Origin of the sequence: Nonomuraea sp. NPDC050383, from assembly GCF_044459125.1 — a bacterium.
In the GTDB taxonomy this organism is placed as follows: Bacteria; Actinomycetota; Actinomycetes; order Streptosporangiales; family Streptosporangiaceae; genus Nonomuraea.
This window is the reverse complement of the sequence record NZ_JBITIP010000026.1, coordinates 1-18,743: the sequence shown is the minus strand read 5'-3', so window position 1 is coordinate 18,743 and position 18,743 is coordinate 1. Positions and strand designations below refer to the sequence as shown.

Genomic DNA, 18,743 nt, shown 5'->3' with positions numbered 1-18,743 from the left:
CCTCCCGGGCCGGGGCCTTCGGTGTGCGGGTCAGACGGTGATGCTCCAGGAGTCCAGGAACCCGGTGTCACCGAGGTACTCGTCGGTGACCTCGAGGGTCCAGGTGCCCGCGGCCTGCTGGCTCACCGGCACCGTGTACGTCCTGGTGCCGTAGGAGGTGCAGCTCGTGCCGCCGTACCGGTCGACCGCGTACCACTGGCCGCTCGGCCCGCGCAGCCAGATGTCGAGGTCCTCGGCGCAGGTGTGGCTGATGGTGACGGACAGCTTGACGGGCGAGGTCGCGGTGCCCGTCGCCGTGGAGCTGATCGGGCTCTGCACGGTGGAGTAGTCGGAGATCGTGTAGTTGGTGCCGTTGGTGAACGTCCGGCCGCCCGAGGTGCTCTGGACGGTCAGCGCGTACGTCACCGAGTGGGACGCCGTCTCGCCGGTGCCCGTCACCGTCACGGTGTAGGAGCCGGCCGGGGTGGTCGGCGCCGTCGTGATCGTCAGGGTGGACGAGCCGCCCGACGTCACGGAGGCGGGGGTGAAGGCGGCCGAGGCGCCCGTCGGCAGCCCGGTCGCCGACAGGTTGACCGCCTGCGCGGTGCCGGCCGTGGTGGTGGTGCCGATGGTGGTGGTGGCCGCCGAGCCCGCCTGCACCGTGCCCGAGCCCGGGTTCGCCGAGATCGAGAAGTCGCGGGTCTGCGTGCCCACCTGGAGGGTGTAGACGGCGGTGTGCGTGGCCGAGCCCGTACCGGTCACGGTGATGCGGTAGCTGCCCTGCGCCGCCGACGAGCCGACGGACAGCGTGAGGGTGGAGGAGTTGCCGGAGGTCACCGACGACGGGTTGAAGCTCGCCGTGACACCGCTCGGAACGCCGGTGGCGGTCAGGTTGACCGTCTGCGCGCTGCCGGAGGTGGTCTGGGTGGCGACCGTGGTGGTCACCTGCTGGCCGGGCTGGGCGGTGCCCGACGACGAGCTGAGGGTCAGGGAGAAGTCGTTGCCCGGAGTGCTGCTGCAGGCGGCCTCGCCCGACTGCGCCGGCACGGCGATCGCGCTGAACGACGCCTTGGTGGTGTTGCACTCGACGCTGTTGGCGCCGAACAGCTCGACCGCGGCCGCGACGGCGGCGGAGCGGACGGTGGCGTACCGCCAGCTCGAGGTCTTGCGGTTCAGGGCGCCCATGAAGATCTTGCCGGCCTTCTCGATGCCGATGCCGGTCACCGAGGAGGGTCCGCCGGAGCAGATCGGGCTGGACGGCTTGCCGCCGCCGGGGTTGCTGCCCTCGGCCAGCAGGTAGAACCAGTGGTTCAGCGGGCCGGCCGCGGAGTGCACCTCGGTGCTGGGGATCGAGGTGGACCAGCAGTTGGGGTCGCCGAGCGCGCTGGGGTTGTACATGTTGCGGATCGGGCCGTCGCCGACGAGGTCGACCTCCTCGCCGACCAGGTAGTCGGGCGGGTCGTTCGGGTTGTTGGCGTAGTGCTCGGTGATCACGCCGAAGACGTCGCCGGTGCCCTCGTTGATGCCGCCGTTCTCGTTGCCCGATCCGGCGCCGCCGGGCGTGGTCTGGAAGATGGCGTGGCCGAACTCGTGCGCCACCACGTCGATGGGCGTGGCCTGGCGGGTGTTGGCCTGGTTGTGGCCGAAGTTGGTGTAGCTGCCGTTCCAGTAGGCGTTGACGTCGGCCAGGCCGACGCGGGCGGGGAAGCCGTTGCCGTTGCCGTCGATGCCGTTGCGGCCCAGCCAGTCGCGCAGCATGTCCCACTCGCGCTGGACGGCGTACAGGGCGTCGACGCAGGCGGTCTCCAGGTTGGTGCCCTGGCCGTTGCCCCAGGCGTCGTCGGTGCCGGTGTAGGCGGAGCCGTTCTGCCCGCCGCACTTGATGCCGGGCCTGGTGGTGTCGGTCATGGAGTACGAGCTGCCGGAGCCGCTCGTGCCGATGGTGACCTGCCCGTAGTAGTAGCCGTTGCCGCTGCCTTCGCGGACCTGGTCGTAGGAGTCGGCGATCTCGCCCGTGCGGGCGTCCACGAAGACGTGCTGGATGCTCGGCCGGCCGTCCTTCAGGCCGCTGACGACCGTCTCCCAGGTCAGCCTCTGCTTGTCGCCCCAGGTGAGGACCACCAGGCGGGGGGCGGCGCTGTCGTCGACGCGTGAGAGGCGCGTCTTGGCCACCTCGGTGGCGCGCGCGGCGTCGATCTCGGGGGTGGTCGGCACGTCGCCGCGGCTCGGCCCGGACTCGGCCACGGTGTCGCGGACGCGTCCGGCGGAGTCGGTCACGACGACGGCGTCGCCGCCGACCATCGGCAGGCCCTTGTACGTGCGCTCGTAGGAGACGAAGAACATGTCTCCCGCGCCGCGGACGACCTTCAGGCGACGGTACGCCTCGTCGGGTCCCTTGACGAGGTTGTCCATGCCGCTGGAGATCGCCTGGTCGGCGACCGCCGCTGCGCGCGACTCGGGATCCGTCGCGGCGGTGCGTGCCTGTGTCCCGGAACTCTGCCGGGCGGGGGTCGCCCCGGGTGGGGCGGCGTACGCGGGTAAGGCGGACAACACCATGGCCGCGGCCGTGGCGAGTCCCACGGTCGCGGCAGCCAGGCCCTTGCGTTTCACGCTGCGCTCCTTTCGGCTGTTCCCGGCCGGCCGCCCGGGTGGGCGCGCGCCGGCCCGTGCCGAAGGGTCGCCTCGGAGTACGGGCCTGGCCGGGAATCGGGGGGGTGGATCAAGGGGTGCGAAGGGTCACTGCCGCCAGACGGTAGGCGCTGCCCTCAGACCTGCAAATCCGTACGCATATCGGTATGCATACCGATAATTCGCCCCGCTCGATGCCCGACCGGCTCGCCACCCGCGAGCTCACCCCCTGATCGTCCGGGTGACCTTGCCGGTGGCGTCGAGGAACTGGATGCGCGGGGAGCCGTCGTGCCCGACCCGCAGCACCAGGCGGGGCGTGCCCTTGGCGTCGGCGAGCGTCACGACCGACGCCCGGTCGGGGCTCTTGCCGGCGAACATCCGCTGCGGCCCGGCGTACTTCTCCCGGAACTCCGCCTGCGCCCGGTCCCGCTCGGGGCCGGGCGGCATCGCCTCGATCCTGCGCATCTCGGCCAGGAGCTGGTCGAGCGGCGTGTCCACCCGGTCGTGCACCGCCAGCCCCACGCCGCGTGCGCCGTCCTGCTCCGTGTAGCGCAGCACGAGCGTCTGGTCCTGCTTGTACTGGTCGAACGCGAGCTGCCCGGACGCCCACGGCCTGCCCTCGTCCACCCCGCTGTCGGTGCCCATGCCGCCGGACTCGTCCCCTTCGGCGTTGTAGAGGGTCAGGCCGGGCCGCCGGCCGGCGTTGCCGAGATCCACCCCGTTGACGACCGCGCCGGGCGACCTGACCTTGTTGCTGAGGACCAGGCGTGGCTTGCCGTCGGGCTCGACCACGTTGATCCGCTGCACCTCGATCTCCTCGAACCTGGCCTTGCCGCCCGGCCCGCTCCCCGCGTCCGCGGCGACCGCGTCCTTCCCCCCGGCCAGCAGCGCGCCGACGGCCACCGCCGCGGTCACCGCGCTCACCAGGAGCACCCGCACGCGGTGCAGCTGCGCCTTCACCTGCCGGATGTCCGTCTCGATCTGTGCATGCTCCGTCATGCCCCTACGGTCCTCCGCACGGGGGCGGGGGCGCGATGGTGCCTCCTGGTGACTCGCGCGTGGGGTTGTCCCGAGGGAGCCGTTCCGCGTTCCGACGCGTGCGACGGCTAGCGCGGCAGGCGCAGCCCCGCGATGAGCAGCTCGACCAGCCGGCGCGCGTCGTAGTGGGGATTGTTCTCGCTGCCGATGCAGAGGTTGCCGACGCCGCGCATGAGTTCGAGGGCGGACAGGTCCGAGCGGATCTCCCCGGCGGCTGCCGCGGCTTCGAGCAGCCGGCCGCACACGGGCACCAGCCGGTCGAGGAAGTAGGCGTGCAGCGCGTCGAAGCCGGTCTCGTCGGACTGCAGCACGGCGGCGAGACCGTGCTTGGTGACCAGGAAGTCGACGAACCGGTCGATCCATCGCCCCAGTGCGGCGTGCGGGGTCGCGCTGCTCGCCAGCAGCGCCGGGCCGGCCTCGGCGAGGGCCTCGATCTGGTGCCGGTAGACGGCGATGATGAGATCCGCTCGCGTCGGGAAATGGCGGTAGATCGTGGCCGTCCCGACTCCGGCCTTGGCCGCGATGTCGCGCAGCGGCGCTTCGACGCCCGAGGTCACGAAGATCGCCGCGGCGGCGTCGAGCAGGGTCTTCTCGTTGCGCCGGGCGTCGGCCCGCTTACGGGGGGCCGCATGCGCTCCGTCTTCCTGGCCGTCTCTCGCCGCTCGGCTGTCTCTGGCCGCTTGGCTGTCGCTCACCGCGCCGTTCCCTCCGCTGCCGCAATTGCTAAACGGGACAGCGTCCCGTATCGTCAAGCGGGACAAGGTTCCGTTTGCTCCATCATGCCAGAGCAGGGGACCGACGACCAAGCCATGCCATTCCACGGAGGAAACACGGTCATGCAATACCGCACCTTGGGCCGCACCGGTGTGCAGGTCAGCTCGCTCGTACTCGGCGCGATGAACTTCGGCGCGATCGGGCGCACCACCCAGGACGAGGCCACCGCCATCGTCGACGCCGCCCTCGACGCCGGGATCAACCTCATCGACACCGCCGACTGGTACAGCGGCGGCGAGTCGGAGGAGATGGTCGGCAAGGCCATCGCCGGCCGCCGCGACGACATCGTGCTGGCCACGAAGGCGAACATGCCGATGGGCGAGGAGCGCAACCATCGGGGCAGTTCGCGCCGCTGGCTGGTCACCGAGCTGGACAACAGCCTGCGCCGCCTCGGCGTCGACCACGTCGATCTCTACCAGATCCACCGCTGGGACCCGAGCACCAGCGACGAGGAGACGCTGTCGGCTCTGACCGACCTGCAGCGCGCGGGCAAGATCCGCTACTTCGGCTCCTCGACCTTCCCGGCCTACCGCCTCGTGCAGGCCCAGTGGGCCGCCCGCGAGCATCACCTGAGCCGTTACGTCACCGAACAGCCCAGCTACTCGATCCTGCAGCGCGGGATCGAGGCTCACGTGCTGCCCGTGACCGAGGAGTACGGGCTCGGCGTGCTGGCGTGGAGCCCGCTGGCCTCGGGCTGGCTGTCGGGGGCGGTCCGCGAGGGCCGGGACATCACCACCAACCGGTCGGCGGCGTTGCCGGAGCGCTTCGACATCTCCCTTCCCGCCAACCGCGCCCGGCTCGACGCGGTCGAGCGACTGGCCGTAGTCGCCGACGAGGCCGGTCTGACGATGATCCAGCTCGCGCTCGGATTCGTGGCCGCGCACCCCGCCGTGACCAGCGCGATCATCGGTCCTCGCACGCTGGACCACCTGCACTCGCAGCTCGCCGCCGCGGACACGGTGCTCTCCGCCGACGTGCTCGACGCCATCGACGCGATCGTCGCACCCGGCACCGACCTCGCCCCACACGAGAAGTTCGACACCCCTCCCGCCTTGCTCGACCCGCGTCTGCGGCGCCGCTGACGGTCTCGTCCCCGTCAACCGGAAGAACCTCGGCGGCGCCCCGGCCGGCGCTGCCCGTCCCGAAAGGACTCACGGCCCCATGCCGCACCCTTCCCGGCCCCGCTTCGGGATCATGACCGCCCCGCAGCAGGTCGACTACCACGACGTCCTGCGAGTCTGGCGCCAGGCGGACGCGATCCCGGAGATCGAGCACGCGTGGCTGTTCGACCACCTCATGCCGATCGGCGGCGATCCTGGCGGACCGGCGTACGAGGGCTGGACGCTGCTCTCGGCCCTGGCCGCGCAGACCCGGCGACTGCGGCTCGGCCTGCTCGTGACCAGCAACCGGTTCCGTCCCCCCGCGATGCTGGCCAAGATCGCCACGACCGTCGACATCGTCTCCGGCGGACGGCTCGACTTCGGCATCGGCGTCGGCTCACGCCCCGGCCACCCCCTGGCCAGACGCGAGTACGACGCGCACGGCCTGCCCTTCCACGACGCCGCCCACGCCGTGGGAAGCCTCGCCGAGGCGTGCACGGTGATCCGGCGGCTGTGGACCGAGGCCGAACCGTTCGACTTCCACGGCACCTACCACCACCTCACCGGAGCGTTCGGCAACCCCAAACCGGTCCAGCGGCCCCATCCGCCGATCGTCATCGGCGGACGTTCGGCCCCGACGCTGCGAGTGGTCGCCGAGCACGCCGACGTGTGGAACATCCCCGGCGGCGACATCGACGACGTCGTGAGCCGCAGCGCGCTGCTGGACCGCTACTGCGCCGAGATCGGACGCGACCCCGCCTCGATCACCCGCTCGATCCACCTGCCCGTCTCCTACGAGCAGCCCGGCATCACCCGGGACGCGATCGGCGAAGCGATCGAGGCCGGCTTCCGGCACATCGTGCTCGGACTGCCGGCGCCGTACCCCGCCGACGTCGCGCGGTGGGTCGCCGACGAGCTCATCACCACCCCGAACCACCTGTAGACGGCGTGTCGGTAACACATCTGCCCTCACCTGTTGTAGAGCCTGCGTGCCCATAGATAACTCACCAGGGCGATACCCGCGCTCCATACAGCCGCCTCCAGGAGGCTGGATCCGGCCGGACGCCCGGCCAGCAGCGCGCGCAGCGTCTCGATGGCGGGGGTGGCCGGCTGGTGCTCGGCGAACCAGCGCAGACCGGCGGGCATCGACTCGGTCGGGACGAAGCCGCTGCCGAGGAACGGCAGCAGCATCAGCGGCATCGGCAGGTTGCTGGCCGTGGCCACGTTCTTGGTGACCATGGCGAGCGCGACCGACAGCCAGGTGATCGCGAAGGTGAACATGGCCAGCACACCCAGCACGCCGAGCCAGGCCAGCATCGAGGCGGACGGGCGGAACCCGATCAGCGACGCCACCACCGTCACCATGGCGATCGCGAGGAACGTCTGCACCATCGCCCCGAGCACGTGCCCGGTGAGCACCGAGACGCGGGCGATGGCCATCGTCTTGAACCTGGCGATGATGCCCCCGGTCATGTCGGTCGCCACCGAGATCGCGGTCCCCTGCGCGGCCCCGACGATCGTCGTGATCATGATGCCGGGGATGAGGTAACCGACGTAGGCGGTGCGGTCGCCGCCGATGCCCGCGCCCATGGTGCCGCCGAGGACGTAGACGAACAGCAGCAGGAACACCACGGGCACGGCCGCGAACGTGAGGATCAGCGTGGGATGGCGCCAGATGTGTCTGACCTGGCGGCGCAGCATCGTCGCCGAGTCGGTGATCGCTCTCATCGGGACGGCTCCTTGGCAGAGGGCTCCTGGGTCAGGGTGAGGAAGACGTCGTCCAGGTCGGGGGTGCGCACCGACATCTCGGCGACCTCGATGGCATGCGCGTCCAGCCACTCCAGGAGCTTCCGCAGCGTCCTGACTCCGCCGGAGTCGGGGATCTGGACGGTGAGCGCCGCGTCGTTGCCGGAGGTGGCGCCGACATGGCCGGCCGCCCTGCGGTACCCGTCGGGGTCGGCGAAGCGGACGAGGATGTGGCCGCCGGGGACCATTCGCTTGAGTTCCTCAGGGGTGCCCTCGGCCACCAGCCGGCCCTGGCTGAGCAGGGCGATGCGGTCGGCGAGTTCGTCGGCCTCCTCCAGGTACTGGGTGGTCAGGAAGATGGTCACGCCGTCCTGCTGGACGAGGTCCCTGACGATCTGCCACATGGTGCGGCGGCTGCGCGGGTCCAGGCCCGTGGTCGGCTCGTCGAGGAAGATGAGCCTGGGCGTGCCGACCATGGTCATGGCGAGGTCGAGCCGGCGGCGCATGCCGCCCGAGTAGGTGGCCGCGGGCTTGCGCGCGGCCTCGGCGAGGTCGAAGCGCTCCAGCAGCTCGCGGGCGCGCGTGCGACCCTTGGCTCGGCCTAGGTGGAGCAGGTCGGCCATGAGCCGCAGGTTCTCCTCGCCGGTGAGGAAGCTGTCGACCGCGGAGAACTGGCCGGTGACGCCGATCGCGGCACGCACCTCGTCGGGTTCCTCGGCCAGGTCGTGCCCGGCCACCCGGATCTCGCCCGCGTCGGCCTTGATCAGGGTGGACAGGATCTGCACCGTGGTGGTCTTGCCCGCGCCGTTGGGGCCGAGCAGCGAGAAGACGGTGCCCTGCGGGATGGTGAGGTCGATGCCGTCCAGGACGCGGTGGGCGCCGTAGGACTTTCGCAGCCCCGTCACCGAGACGAAGGTTCGCATCACGTTCACCCCCGATCCCAGGTGACGGGCAGGATGTGCACGCCGTACACCTGCGAGGGGTCGGTGCGCAGCGACACGTCTTCAGCCGGTACGGCCAGCCGCAGCGTCGGGAAGCGGGTGAGCAGCGCGGGAAACGCGACACGCATCTCGATGCGGGCAAGCTGCTGACCGAGGCACTGATGGACGCCGTGGCCGAAGGCCAGATGCCCGGCGGCCGAGCGGCGCAGATCGAGCACGTCGGGGTCGGAGAATTTGGCCGGGTCCCTGTTGGCGGCGTTGATCGCGATGATGACCGTGTCGCCCGCCGTGAGCTGTCTGCCGCCGAGCTCCACGTCCTCCAGCACGCCGCGCATACCGGTGGCGGCGACGGACAGGTAACGCAGCAGCTCCTCCACGGCGCCGACGGCCAGGTCGGGGTCGCCGCGCAGGACGGTCAGCTGTGCCTGGTCGCGCAGCAGGGCGAAGGTGCCGAGCGCGAGCATGTTGGCGGTGGTGTCCAGCCCGGCGCCGAGCAGGAACGCGGCCACGCCACCGAGCTCCTCGTCGCTCAGGTCGCCGCCGGTGGCCAGGTCGCTGAGCAGGTCGTCGGTCGGCTCGGCCCGCTTGGCGAGCGCGAGCTCCCGCAGGTAGGTGCCGAGCTCGGCGAAGGCGGCGTACTGCGCCTCAGCGGTCCCGGCGTCCGACAGGGCCCGGGTGGAGCTCCGGAACCGGTCGCGGTCCCCGTACGGCACGCCGAGCAGCTCACAGATCATCAGCGCTGGAACCGGCTGCGCGAAGACCTCGACGAGGTCAGCGGGCGGCCCCTGCCGCTCCATCGCATCGAGCCGCTCACGGGTGATCTCGGTGACCCGCTCGGTGAGCAGGTTCATCCTGCGGACGGTGAACTTGCCCGCCAGCAGCTTGCGGAAGCGGGTGTGCTGAGGTGCGTCCATGCCGGTCAGGTCGCCGACGGGGGCGGGCGGCAGGTGCCCGCCCGCCAGGGGGTGGTAGTGGGTTTCGTAGCGGGAGCTGAACCGCGGGTCGGCGAGGATCTGGCGGACCAGGTCGTATCCGGTGATCATCCAGACGCCGGGGGCGCCCTCGGGCGCGGCCAGGCGGGCGATCGGCTGCTCTGCGCGCAGGGCGGTGAGCGAAGGGGCGGGATCGAAGGGACAAGTGGGTGAGCGGTCGAGGGACGGAGTGACCGGCTGGTCGCGATAATACGTGTTCGACATGAATGAAAGCTACGTTGCGTTCAGAAAATATGTCAATCAATCGATGCACATAAGCGCAGCTAGAAGGCGATGAATTGATACGTTGACAGTGGAGCTGAATGCAATGAAACGTTGCATTGTGTGGTGCCTAACGCAATAGTGGTGTCATGCCAGAAGGAAGGTTGACCCAGCAGGAACGCCGGCGCATCGCGACCGGCCTCGCCGAAGGCCGCTCCTACGCCGAGATCGCCAGGCGGCTGGACCGGCCGACCTCGACGATCAGTCGTGAGGTCGGCCGCAACGGCGGCCCCGGCGACTACCGCCCCGAGCGGGCACACCAGGCGACAGCGCGGCGGGCGCGCCGCGGCGCCCCGGCACGTTCACCCGAGGCCGAACCCCAGGACCGCAAGGTCTTCGAGGTGGAAGAGGGAGCCGTCGAGATGGCGATCGGGATGGGCCTGCCGAAAATGATGGCGCGCGTGCTCATCGGCCTGTGGCTGAGCGAGGACGGCAGGCTCACCGCGGCCGAGCTGTCGCGCGGGCTGAGAGTCAGTCCCGCCTCGATCTCCACGGCCGTGGGCTACCTGACGCAGCAGGGGCTGATCAGGCGCGAGCGTGATCCGCGGCGGCGGCGCGACATCTACGTGGTCGACGACGACGCCTGGTACCACTCGACGGTGATCAGCTCGCGGAAGACGCTCGCGGCGGCGCAGATCGCGAAGGAGGCGGGGCAGACGCTCGGGCTCGACACGCCCATGGGACGCCGCCTGGCCAGGGGCGGTGCGTTCCTGGAGCGGATCAGCCTGGACGTTCTGGCGTCGGCCGAACGCTGGCGCGACCTCCCGCCGTGATCAGACCGCGGGGATTGCGCCCCGGATCTCAAGGGCTGTGGTTCGATCGGCCCGATCCGCACATGTCCGAAAATGGCCAGCGTGCGGAGGCGGAAGGTCCGTACGGTCGGTCCCATGACTGAACGTGACACCGCCGAAGAGCCCTTCGACCGCGACCGGCAGGCGCGGCTGGCGGCGGAGTTCGCCGCCCTGCACCGGCGCGGCGACCCGCTGCTGCTGCCCAACGCCTGGGACGTCGCCTCGGCGGCCGTGATCGCCCGTGCCGGGGCCAGGGCCATCGCCACGACCAGCGCGGGGGTGGCCTGGTCGCTGGGTGTTCCGGACGCCGCCGACCTGGGCGCCGGCCGCGTGGCGGCGGTCGTGCGGGGCATCGCCGGCGCCGTCCCCGTCCCCGTCTCGGCCGACGTGGAGGCCGGGTACGGGCCCGCGCCCGACGACGTGGCCGCGACCGTGGCCGCGGTCGTGCGGGCCGGGGCGGTGGGCGTGAACCTGGAGGACCGCTCCGGCCGTGCGGACACGCCCCTGTTCGAGCCCGAGGAGCAGGCCGGGCGGCTGGCCGCGGCCCGCGCCGCCGCCGACCGGCTGGGCGTACCGGTGTGGATCAACGCCCGCACCGACGTCTTCCTGACCGGCGCGCCGGTCCGCGAGGGGGTACGGGAGTCCCTGCGACGCGCGGCCGTCTACGCCGAGGCCGGCGCGGACAGCCTGTTCGTGCCCGGGCTGACGAACCCGGAGGCGATCGCCGAGCTGGCCGCCGGGCCGCTGCCGGTGGCGGTCATGGTGTGGGCCGGAGCTCCGCCGGTGGCCGAGCTGGCCGCGGCCGGAGCCGTGCGGGTCAGCCTGGGCGCCGCCATCGCCCAGGCCGCCTACGCGCTGGCCGCCCGCGCCGCCGGGGAGCTGCTGACGGCCGGCACGTACGACGGCACCGCCTCGGGCGGCGAGGCCGACGGCCTGAACGAGCTGCTGGCCCGCTCCTGACCGGAGCCCGCTGGGCGGGGCGTCAGGCGTGCATGCGGCCCGCCAGGAAGTCCAGCACGACCGGTGTGGCGTAGTCCTGGAACTCCTCGAAGTAGGCGTGCCGGGCGCCGGCGATGAGGATCATCCGCGCGCCCGGGATGCGCCCGGCCAGCAGCGGCGCGTTGCCGGCCGGGGTGAGCAGGTCGTCGGTGCCGTGCAGCACCAGCGTGGGAGCGGTGATGCCGGGCAGGACGTCCCAGGCGTCGTGGCCGTTGCTGGCGGCCAGGTGCCGCCGGCGGGCATGCGCGGGCATGCCGGGGTCGCCGGTGGTGTGGTACGGGCCGGGATGGGTCTCCAGCCAGCGTGGCGTGTACATGAGCTCGGCCAGGGCCCGGCCGGCCGCTGCCCGGTCCGGCTGGGCGAGCGCCCGGCGTACCGTGTTGTCGCGTTCGACTCCGTGCTCGCCGCCCGGCGAGGTGCAGCCGAGCACGAGCGAGGCGACCCGCCCGGGGTGGTCGGCGGCCAGCCACTGGGCGACCCGCCCGCCCATGGACGTCCCGTAGACGTGGGCCCGCTCGACGCCGAGGTCGTCGAGCACGGCGATCACGTCGGCGGCGAGCGCGCGGGTGCTGTAGGGCTCGTCGGGCTTGCCGCTGGCGCCGGTGCCCCGGTAGTCGAGTGTGATCGTGCGATGGGACTGCTCGAAGCCGGCGCGGACGCCGTCCCACCAGTGGTGGCTGTTGGCCTGACCGGACAGCAGGACGAGGGGCTCGCCCCGGCCGCCGACCTGGTAGGCCAGGCCGACGCCGTCGGGACCGGTGGCGATGCCGGTGGTGCGGGCGAGTGGGGACGTCGTGCTCATGAGCGGGGACCTCACGGGGTGTCGAAGCGGCGGGCCAGGACGACGAGCAGCCCGGCCGCGGCGGTCAGAACGATGGCGCCGGTGATCACGCTGGACCAGCCGGCGGTCTGCCACTGGTAGGCGGCCAGCGCGCCGAACAGCGAGCTGCCGGCGTAGTAGGCGAGCAGGTACAGCCCGGCGGCCTGCCCGACGCCGACGCCGACCCGCTGCGCCCGGTCGGAGACCCAGCCGCTGACCAGCGAGTGCGTGCCCAGGAAGGCGAACGTCAGGACGCCCAGCCCGGCGACGATGGCAGGCAGCGCGCTCATGCGGGTCAGCAGCACACCGGCCCCCAGCAGGGCGACGCCGTGCAGGGCGGCCGGGCCGCGTCCGCGCCGCAACGCGAACCGGCCGGCCGCCAGCGGAGCCGGTATCCCCACAGGGTAGGCGAGGAAGGCCAGCGCGGCGGCGCCTCCCAGCAAGTACGGCGCCGCCTCCAGGCGGAAGGCCAGCGCGTTGCACAGTCCGACGAACGCGCCCATGGTCGCCGCGCCCACCAGGCACAGCACGACCAGGGTCGGGTCCTTGAGGGTGCGGCCGGTGTTGGCCAGCAGGCCGCTCAGCCGGGGGCTGGAGCGGTGGAAGTGGCGCGAGGGCGGCACCAGCGCCCACAGGCCGGCCCCGCACACGAGCGTGATGACGCCGACGGCGGCGCCGGCTCCCCGCCAGCCTCCCAGCTCGAACAGCGGCCCGGGCAGCAGGCGGCCGGCCGCCCCGCCGAGGGCGGTGCCCATGATGTAGGTGGCGTTGGCACGCACGTGGGAGCCGGACGGCGTCTCCTCGCGCAGGTAGGCCAGCGCCACGGCGGGCAGCCCGGCCAGGGCGACGCCCTGCAGGCCGCGCAGCACGAGCAGGCTGTGCCAGGTGGGCGCGAAGGCCGTGGCCACGCCCAGCACGCCGGAGCCCGCCAGCGACAGCCGCATGATCCCCACCCGGCCGACCATGTCGGAGATCGGGCCGACGAACAGCAGCGCGACCGCCATCGTGATCGTGGCCAGGGACAGCACCGCCGTGGACTGGGAGGCGCTCACGCCGAAGTGGCGCGCGACGCCGGGCAGCAACGGCTGGACGTAGTAGAGGGCCAGGAAGTTCGCCAGACCGCCGCACATCAGCCCGTACCTGATCCGCCGGTGGACGCGCTCCTCCGCCCCGAGTGAGGAGGACACGACTTCGAGCGTGCCTCGGCAGCCGTGATGCGCAAAATGCAGCGTTTGACGTAGCTGATGCTGAATGCGCATCATCGCTGGATGGACGTGCAGACGCTGCGCTGGTTCCTGTCGTTGTGTGACACAGAGAACATGCGCGACACCGCGGCCCTGGAGGGCGTCAACCAGTCGACGCTGTCGCGGGCCCTGGCCCGGCTGGAGGCGGACCTGGGGGTGGAGCTGTTCCACCGGCGCGGGCGGCGGCTGGCCGTCAACCGCTTCGGCGCGCTGCTGCGCGAGCACGCCGCCCGCGCGGTGGCCGAGCTGGACGACGCCCGCCGCCGGGTGGACGCCCTGGCCCACCCCGACACGGGGCTGATCCGCCTGGGGTTCCTGCACTCGGTGGGGCGGTGGCTGGTGCCGGAGGTGCTGCGCGACTACCGCGCCGTCACGCCGGGCATCCGCTTCGAGTTGCGCCAGGGCTTCGCCCGCGAGCTGCTGGCCTGGCTGCACACCGGCGACATCGACGCCGCGCTGGTCACCCCGCCGCCGCCCGGGAGCGGGGCGCGCTGGCACCGGCTGCGCGAGCAGCGCCTGTGCATCGCGCTGCCCGCCGACCACCCGTCGGCCGCCGTCCCGGCCATCACCCTGGGCGACGTACGGGCCGAGCCGTTCATCGCCTTCGCCCCGACCACGGACCTACGCCGGGTCATCGACGGGCTGTGCCGGGAGGCGGGGTTCGAGCCGGTCATCGCGTTCGAGAGCGAGGAGATCGCCACGGTACGCGGCCTGATCGCCGCCGGGCTGGGGGTGGGCATCCTGCCGCTGCCGGCCACGCCCGAGGTGGACGACCCGGTCTACCGGCCACTGGTGCCGGCGCAGCACCGCCCCATCGGCCTGGTGTGGAACCCGCCGCCACACCCGACGGCCGCCGTCGCCCGCTTCGTGGAGCACCTGACGCGGGCGACGTGACGGGGCCCTTCACGGCAAGGGTGGGCGAGGCGGCGTCAGATCCGGGTCATGGTGGAGGGGTATCCGCCGCCGCCGGGGTAGACCCATGCGCCGTCGACCGTGGCGCCGTCGGCGCTGAAGACGCCCTCGTAGTAGGCCGGGCTGCCCTTCGCGCCGCCCCAGATGGTCAGTTTGTCGCCGCTCAGCTCGTAGACGTAGTCGAGGGTGTTGCCGGTGGAGTCGTAGAAGCGCGACACCACGTCGGCGCCGACCGGCTCGCCGAACGGGCGCAGGTTGCCGATCACCTCCAGGCCGGTGACCGGCTGGCCGAACTGGGTGAGCTCGACGTGCTGGAGCAGGAAGAACCGGCCGGGCATCCACTCGTAGCGCACGGTGCCCTCGGCGCCGCCGGTCACCGCCCAGGTGCCGACCAGGCGGTCCAGGGCCTTCAGCTCGGCGCTCGGCTCGTAGGTCTCCATCATCTCGTCCTCCTTGGTGAGTGCTTGCCGGTACCTCGGAGCGGGCGCCACGGTCTCGACGTGCGACAGATGTGACATGGATCACACGTGAATCATGTCGAGATCCCGGCTCCGGCCACGAGGTAGCGGCATGGCACCGTCCCCGCGCCGCTCCGCGTGACCGGGCATACGGTGGTCCGAGCACGAACGACCAGAGGACGCACCATGAAGTACCTGCTGCTCAGCCACACCCCGGCCGCCGCCTGGGACGCCGCGACCGCCGGCACTCCCTCCGAGGAGGCGCTGGCCGCGTTCGCCGCCTACCAGAAGTTCGAGCGCGAACTGATCGAGACCGGCGAGTTCGTCACCAGCGAGGGCCTCGGCCACCCCGCGCTCAGCACCACGGTCCGCAGGACCCCCGACGGCGTGATGGCGACCGACGGACCGTTCGCCGAGCTCAAGGAGGTCCTGGCCAGCTTCGCGGTGATCGACGTGGCGAGCCAGGAGCGAGCCGTCGAGATCGTCTCGCGGATCGTCGAGGTGCTGGGTGAGCCGATCGAGATCCGGCCGATCATGGGCGAGGACTTCACGGCATGAGCCCGGACGTCGAGCACCTGCTGCGCACCGAGGCGCCGCAGGTGCTCGGCGCGCTGGTCCGGCGCTTCGGCCGTTTCGACGTCGCCGAGGACGCGGTGCAGGAGGCGCTGCTCGCCGCGAGCCGCGCGTGGCCGGCCGGCGGCGTGCCGCAGGACCCGCGCGGCTGGCTGATCCGGATCGGCTACCGGCGGATGGTCGACCTGCTCCGCTCCGACCAGGCCCGGCGCCGGCGCGAGCAGGAGGCCGGAATGGCCGAGCTGGCCATGCGGGAGCCGGCGCGCCAGGCGTACCGCCCGCGGGAGACCGACGACAGTCTCGCCCTGCTGCTGCTGTGCTGTCACCCCGCGCTGAGCACCGCCTCCCAGGTGGCGCTCACGCTGCGCGCGGTGGGCGGTCTGACGACCGCCGAGATCGCGCACGCCTACGGGACGACGGAAAGCACCATGGGCACGCGCATCAGCCGCGCCAAACAGCACCTCGCCCGCGCCGGCGCCCGCTTCACCCCACCGGCCGACGCCGACCGGGACAGCCGGATGGCCGCCGTGACGCAGGTGCTCTATCTGGTCTTCAACGAGGGCTACACGGCTTCCTCCGGCGACGAGCTGGCCCGCGTCGACCTGACCCGCGAGGCGATCCGGCTGGCCCGCATGCTCCGCGACTCCCTTCCCGGCGACGCCGAGGTGACCGGTCTGCTCGCGCTGATGCTGCTCACCGAGTCCCGGCGCGCCGCCCGTACCCGCGGTGGCAAGGAGCTGGTGCCGCTGGACGAGCAGGACCGGACCCGCTGGGATCCCGCCCTGATCCGCGAGGGCACCACGCTGATCGACAGTGTCTGGAGCCGGCGCAAGGTGGGCCCGTACCAGTTGCAGGCGGCGATCGCGGCCGTGCACGCCGCGGCCGCCGCGCCGGAGCGGACCGATTGGCAGCAGATCGCCGCACTGTACCTGTGGCTCGAACGGCTCACCCCGACCGCGCCGGTGCGGCTGAGCCGCGTGGTGGCGGTGGCCCGGGCGTACGGGCCGGTCCGGGGGCTGGCGCTGCTCGACGACCTCAACCGGCAGCACGGGCTCGACCGGGAGCCCCTGACCCGGCGGCGAGAACGCACGGTGCGCGCCCACCTGCTCCAGATGACCGGCGACACGGCCGGCGCGGCGGCGCTGTACCGCGAGGCGGCCGCCATGACCGGCAACCAGGTCGAGCGCCGGTACCTGCTGGCCCGGGCCGACCGCCTGACCTGAACCGACCGCCTGACCTGAAGCGACCGCCTGGCCCGAGCCGCCGACCGCCTCGCCTGACGGATCAGCCGGTCACGCCGCGCCCTGTCCGGTCGCCTCGCGGCGGACCGGCCGGCGGTTCGAGCTCGCCCGGGGAACATCCGGCGGACGGTTGTGGTTACATGAGTCGTGACCGGTGTGCCCAGTGTCCCCGGGCCTCACCTATTGCCTTCGCGGACTACCGTTCGGCTGGAGCCGCGTTGTGCCTTTCGCCGAGAGGCGACACGCACACCGGTTCGCACACGTCACGACAGGGGCCCCGGCCGGCATTCGCCGCCGGGGCCTTTGCCGTGGACCTGTCGACGTCCCCCTCTGGTCGCGCTCCGGACGGACGCCGACGCACCAGCACCCGCCGAAGAGCCCGTTGTCGCGCTCCTCGCGCGTCCTTTCCCGGCGACGGAAGCGTAGACCTCGGACCGGCCGCCCCGGTCCGCCGTGCGCATACGTGGGAGCGGTGGCCCGCGGCTGGGCACTCCCTACCGCAGGGGACGGCGAGCGAGGGGGAGCGATGGCCGGGGTGCGGGTGCGGCGGGTGTACGAGGAGGCGTCGGGCGACGACGGGGCGCGGGTGCTGGTGGACCGCGTCTGGCCGCGAGGGCTGTCCAAGGCGTCGGCAGGGCTGGACGCATGGTGCAAGGAGGTCGCGCCGTCCACGGAGCTGCGCCGATGGTACGGCCACGATCCCGAGCGGTACACCGAGTTCGTCCGGCGCTACCACGCCGAGCTGGAGGAGCCGGGGCGGGCGGAGGCGCTGGAGCACCTGCGCCGGCTCGCGCGGAGCGGCCCGCTGACGCTGCTCACCGCGACCGTGCGCGCCGACATCAGCCACGCGGCGGTGCTGGCCGAGCTCCTGCGGTGAACGCCCGCGCGGCGTCCACCGAGCTGGCCGCCTTGGCCGCCTTGGCCTCCGAGCCGGCGCCGCGGCCGCTCGGCCGCGCCTGTCCCGGCCCGGCTCCGCCAGCGGGTCAGCGGACCGGGCCGGGCCCCGGTGCTGGCCTGGTGCCGATCACGGCCGTCGCGTACAGCTCGTCGGAGCCCGTGACGCGGGCGGCCAGGCCGGCGCGGGCCATGGCCTTGGCGGTGTCGGCGGCCTGCCGCGCGCTCGTCTCCACCAGCAGGTGGCCGCCGGGCGCCAGCCAGCCGGGCGCCGCAGCGATGACGCGGCGGACGATGTCGAGGCCGTCCGCGCCGCCGTCCAACGCCACCGGCGGCTCGTGGTCGCGCGCCTCGCCGGGCAGCAGCCCGATCTCGCCGGTGGGCACGTACGGCGGGCTGGCCACCAGCACGTCGATCCGGCCACGCAGCCGGTCGGGCAGCGGCTCGTACAGGTCGCCCTGGTGGACGTGACCGCCGGAGGGCGCGAGGTTGCGCCGCGCGCAGCGGACCGCGGCCGGGTCGATGTCGACGGCATGCACCTCGATGGCCTGCACCTCGATGGCCTGCGCCTCGACGGGCGGTGTCGCGGCGAATCCTGCCGGCCCGATCGAGCCTGCAGGCCCGATCGAGCCTGTCGGCTCTGTCGGCTCTGTCTGCTGTGTCGCGGAGAGGGTGGAGGACAGGGCGGCGGCGAGCGCGCCCGAGCCGCAGCACAGGTCCACGACCACCGGCCGGCTGGTGCGGGCGAGCGCCCGGCGGGTCAGGGTGATCGCCTGGGCGGCCAGGAACTCGCTGCGGCGGCGTGGCACGAAGACCCCGGGGTCCACGGCCACGCGCAGCCCGCAGAACTCCGCCCAGCCCAGCACATGCTCGAGCGGCAGGCCCGCCACCCGGCGGTCCACCATGGCGGCGAGGGCGGCCGAGGTGCGGGCGGTGGAGATGAGCAGGTCCGCCTCGTCCTCGGCGAAGACGCAGCCGGCGGCTCTGAGCCGGGCCGTGATGGCGGAGTGGGTGAGAAGTGAGGGTGAAACCGACATGAAGCGCCTTCCGGAATGCCGTGGCGCTCTCCGGTCAGCCGTGCCGGACCACCGGCACGACCGTGAGGCGAGAGCACCCGGCCTGATGTGGCGAAATGGGTCTCACCTCCTCGGTCGTCAGCTGCTGCGGTCCGCAGCTGGAGACGGCAACCCTACAGGAGCCCGTCACAGGCCCGCAAAGATCCGGGCATCCGCGCCGTGATCGGCGACCGGGGGGGGGGGGGGGGGCGGGCGGGGGGGGGGGCGGGGGGGGGGGGGGGGGGGGGGGGGGGGGGGCGGGGGGGGGGGGGGGGGGGGGGGGGGGGGGGGCCCCCC

18 protein-coding genes are annotated in these 18,743 nt (G+C 72.7%); 8 read left to right on the top strand and 10 right to left on the bottom strand.

The genetic code is table 11. From position 1 onward, the window contains the following. Positions 1-30: 30 nt before the first annotated feature. The 3 genes from ACIBG4_RS38770 to ACIBG4_RS38760 form a co-directional block, all read right to left on the bottom strand. Positions 31-2,589 carry a M4 family metallopeptidase gene (locus ACIBG4_RS38770; RefSeq protein WP_397207159.1) on the bottom strand — a complete coding sequence of 853 codons (2,559 nt, stop codon included), beginning with the start codon at positions 2,587-2,589 and terminating at the stop codon, positions 31-33. A gap of 240 nt (positions 2,590-2,829) precedes the next feature. Next, positions 2,830-3,606 carry a hypothetical protein gene (locus tag ACIBG4_RS38765; RefSeq protein ID WP_397207157.1) on the bottom strand — a complete coding sequence of 259 codons (777 nt, stop codon included), beginning with the start codon at positions 3,604-3,606 and terminating at the stop codon, positions 2,830-2,832. A gap of 107 nt (positions 3,607-3,713) precedes the next feature. Next, complete coding sequence (locus ACIBG4_RS38760) at positions 3,714-4,229, bottom strand: TetR/AcrR family transcriptional regulator (protein ID WP_397207320.1); 516 nt, start codon at positions 4,227-4,229, stop codon at positions 3,714-3,716. 252 nt (positions 4,230-4,481) lie between these two features. On the opposite strand from ACIBG4_RS38760, the gene ACIBG4_RS38755 reads away from it, so the two are divergent. Both ACIBG4_RS38755 and ACIBG4_RS38750 read left to right on the top strand, forming a co-directional pair. After that, positions 4,482-5,501, top strand: coding sequence for an aldo/keto reductase (locus ACIBG4_RS38755; RefSeq protein ID WP_397207155.1), 1,020 nt, complete (start codon positions 4,482-4,484; stop codon positions 5,499-5,501). A gap of 79 nt (positions 5,502-5,580) precedes the next feature. Next, complete coding sequence (locus ACIBG4_RS38750; RefSeq protein ID WP_397207152.1) at positions 5,581-6,462, top strand: LLM class flavin-dependent oxidoreductase; 882 nt, start codon at positions 5,581-5,583, stop codon at positions 6,460-6,462. A 26-nt stretch (positions 6,463-6,488) separates the two neighbouring features. On the opposite strand, the gene ACIBG4_RS38745 is transcribed toward ACIBG4_RS38750, so the two are convergent. From ACIBG4_RS38745 to ACIBG4_RS38735, 3 genes are read right to left on the bottom strand one after another with little or no spacing between them, the layout of a single operon-like run. Continuing rightward, complete coding sequence (locus ACIBG4_RS38745) at positions 6,489-7,247, bottom strand: ABC transporter permease (RefSeq protein WP_397207150.1); 759 nt, start codon at positions 7,245-7,247, stop codon at positions 6,489-6,491. Further along, on the bottom strand, positions 7,244-8,188 hold the full coding sequence (locus ACIBG4_RS38740) for an ATP-binding cassette domain-containing protein (protein WP_397207148.1): 945 nt from the start codon (positions 8,186-8,188) through the stop codon (positions 7,244-7,246). Before ACIBG4_RS38740 ends, ACIBG4_RS38745 begins: the two co-directional genes overlap by 4 nt. A 5-nt stretch (positions 8,189-8,193) precedes the next feature. Then, complete coding sequence (locus ACIBG4_RS38735) at positions 8,194-9,402, bottom strand: cytochrome P450 (protein ID WP_397207146.1); 1,209 nt, start codon at positions 9,400-9,402, stop codon at positions 8,194-8,196. A gap of 146 nt (positions 9,403-9,548) precedes the next feature. Between ACIBG4_RS38735 and ACIBG4_RS38730 the strand changes: the two genes are divergently transcribed. Both ACIBG4_RS38730 and ACIBG4_RS38725 read left to right on the top strand, forming a co-directional pair. Next, the gene (locus ACIBG4_RS38730) at positions 9,549-10,232 is read left to right on the top strand and encodes a helix-turn-helix domain-containing protein (protein WP_397207144.1); all 684 of its coding nucleotides are present in this window, start codon (positions 9,549-9,551) and stop codon (positions 10,230-10,232) included. Positions 10,233-10,346: 114 nt separating this feature from the next. Next, a complete protein-coding gene (locus ACIBG4_RS38725; RefSeq protein ID WP_397207142.1) occupies positions 10,347-11,210 on the top strand; it encodes an isocitrate lyase/phosphoenolpyruvate mutase family protein in 864 nt (287 codons plus the stop codon). Positions 11,211-11,232: 22 nt separating this feature from the next. On the opposite strand, the gene ACIBG4_RS38720 is transcribed toward ACIBG4_RS38725, so the two are convergent. Both ACIBG4_RS38720 and ACIBG4_RS38715 read right to left on the bottom strand, forming a co-directional pair. Next, positions 11,233-12,051 (bottom strand): alpha/beta fold hydrolase, encoded by an 819-nt coding sequence (locus ACIBG4_RS38720; protein WP_397207140.1) that lies wholly within the window; start codon positions 12,049-12,051, stop codon positions 11,233-11,235. Positions 12,052-12,062: 11 nt separating this feature from the next. Beyond that, the gene (locus ACIBG4_RS38715) at positions 12,063-13,256 is read right to left on the bottom strand and encodes an MFS transporter (protein WP_397207137.1); all 1,194 of its coding nucleotides are present in this window, start codon (positions 13,254-13,256) and stop codon (positions 12,063-12,065) included. Positions 13,257-13,337: 81 nt separating this feature from the next. Here ACIBG4_RS38715 and ACIBG4_RS38710 point away from each other — a divergent pair, with 81 nt between their 5' ends. Then, positions 13,338-14,207: a LysR family transcriptional regulator gene (locus ACIBG4_RS38710; RefSeq protein ID WP_397207135.1), complete on the top strand. Its 870-nt coding sequence runs from the start codon at positions 13,338-13,340 to the stop codon at positions 14,205-14,207. 35 nt (positions 14,208-14,242) lie between these two features. On the opposite strand, the gene ACIBG4_RS38705 is transcribed toward ACIBG4_RS38710, so the two are convergent. Then, complete coding sequence (locus ACIBG4_RS38705) at positions 14,243-14,668, bottom strand: hypothetical protein (protein ID WP_397207318.1); 426 nt, start codon at positions 14,666-14,668, stop codon at positions 14,243-14,245. A 201-nt stretch (positions 14,669-14,869) separates the two neighbouring features. Here ACIBG4_RS38705 and ACIBG4_RS38700 point away from each other — a divergent pair, with 201 nt between their 5' ends. The 3 genes from ACIBG4_RS38700 to ACIBG4_RS38690 all read left to right on the top strand — a co-directional run bounded on the left by ACIBG4_RS38700 (position 14,870) and on the right by ACIBG4_RS38690 (position 17,374). Then, entirely contained in the window at positions 14,870-15,241 is a 372-nt protein-coding gene (locus tag ACIBG4_RS38700; protein WP_397207133.1) for a YciI family protein, read from the top strand. Beyond that, positions 15,238-16,479, top strand: a complete 1,242-nt coding sequence (locus tag ACIBG4_RS38695; RefSeq protein WP_397207131.1) for an RNA polymerase sigma factor — start codon at positions 15,238-15,240, stop codon at positions 16,477-16,479. The genes ACIBG4_RS38700 and ACIBG4_RS38695 overlap by 4 nt, the downstream gene beginning before the upstream one ends. Positions 16,480-17,023: 544 nt before the next feature. Next, positions 17,024-17,374, top strand: coding sequence for a DUF488 domain-containing protein (locus ACIBG4_RS38690; RefSeq protein WP_397207129.1), 351 nt, complete (start codon positions 17,024-17,026; stop codon positions 17,372-17,374). 106 nt (positions 17,375-17,480) lie between these two features. On the opposite strand, the gene ACIBG4_RS38685 is transcribed toward ACIBG4_RS38690, so the two are convergent. Continuing rightward, positions 17,481-18,428 (bottom strand): putative protein N(5)-glutamine methyltransferase, encoded by a 948-nt coding sequence (locus ACIBG4_RS38685; protein WP_397207127.1) that lies wholly within the window; start codon positions 18,426-18,428, stop codon positions 17,481-17,483. Between the last annotated feature and the right edge of the window lie 315 nt (positions 18,429-18,743).

What these genes read in the sequence shown, in the direction of transcription:
- ACIBG4_RS38700 (WP_397207133.1), top strand. Translation starts at nt 14,870, where the DNA reads ATGAAGTACCTGCTGCTCAGCCACACCCCGGCCGCCGCCTGGGACGCC.
- ACIBG4_RS38725 (WP_397207142.1), top strand. Translation starts at nt 10,347, where the DNA reads ATGACTGAACGTGACACCGCCGAAGAGCCCTTCGACCGCGACCGGCAG.
- ACIBG4_RS38720 (WP_397207140.1), bottom strand. Translation starts at nt 12,051, where the DNA reads ATGAGCACGACGTCCCCACTCGCCCGCACCACCGGCATCGCCACCGGT.
- ACIBG4_RS38745 (WP_397207150.1), bottom strand. Translation starts at nt 7,247, where the DNA reads ATGAGAGCGATCACCGACTCGGCGACGATGCTGCGCCGCCAGGTCAGA.
- ACIBG4_RS38735 (WP_397207146.1), bottom strand. Translation starts at nt 9,402, where the DNA reads ATGTCGAACACGTATTATCGCGACCAGCCGGTCACTCCGTCCCTCGAC.
- ACIBG4_RS38730 (WP_397207144.1), top strand. Translation starts at nt 9,549, where the DNA reads ATGCCAGAAGGAAGGTTGACCCAGCAGGAACGCCGGCGCATCGCGACC.
- ACIBG4_RS38690 (WP_397207129.1), top strand. Translation starts at nt 17,024, where the DNA reads ATGGCCGGGGTGCGGGTGCGGCGGGTGTACGAGGAGGCGTCGGGCGAC.
- ACIBG4_RS38705 (WP_397207318.1), bottom strand. Translation starts at nt 14,668, where the DNA reads ATGATGGAGACCTACGAGCCGAGCGCCGAGCTGAAGGCCCTGGACCGC.
- ACIBG4_RS38750 (WP_397207152.1), top strand. Translation starts at nt 5,581, where the DNA reads ATGCCGCACCCTTCCCGGCCCCGCTTCGGGATCATGACCGCCCCGCAG.
- ACIBG4_RS38710 (WP_397207135.1), top strand. Translation starts at nt 13,338, where the DNA reads ATGGACGTGCAGACGCTGCGCTGGTTCCTGTCGTTGTGTGACACAGAG.
- ACIBG4_RS38740 (WP_397207148.1), bottom strand. Translation starts at nt 8,188, where the DNA reads ATGCGAACCTTCGTCTCGGTGACGGGGCTGCGAAAGTCCTACGGCGCC.
- ACIBG4_RS38765 (WP_397207157.1), bottom strand. Translation starts at nt 3,606, where the DNA reads ATGACGGAGCATGCACAGATCGAGACGGACATCCGGCAGGTGAAGGCG.
- ACIBG4_RS38755 (WP_397207155.1), top strand. Translation starts at nt 4,482, where the DNA reads ATGCAATACCGCACCTTGGGCCGCACCGGTGTGCAGGTCAGCTCGCTC.
- ACIBG4_RS38695 (WP_397207131.1), top strand. Translation starts at nt 15,238, where the DNA reads ATGAGCCCGGACGTCGAGCACCTGCTGCGCACCGAGGCGCCGCAGGTG.
- ACIBG4_RS38685 (WP_397207127.1), bottom strand. Translation starts at nt 18,428, where the DNA reads ATGTCGGTTTCACCCTCACTTCTCACCCACTCCGCCATCACGGCCCGG.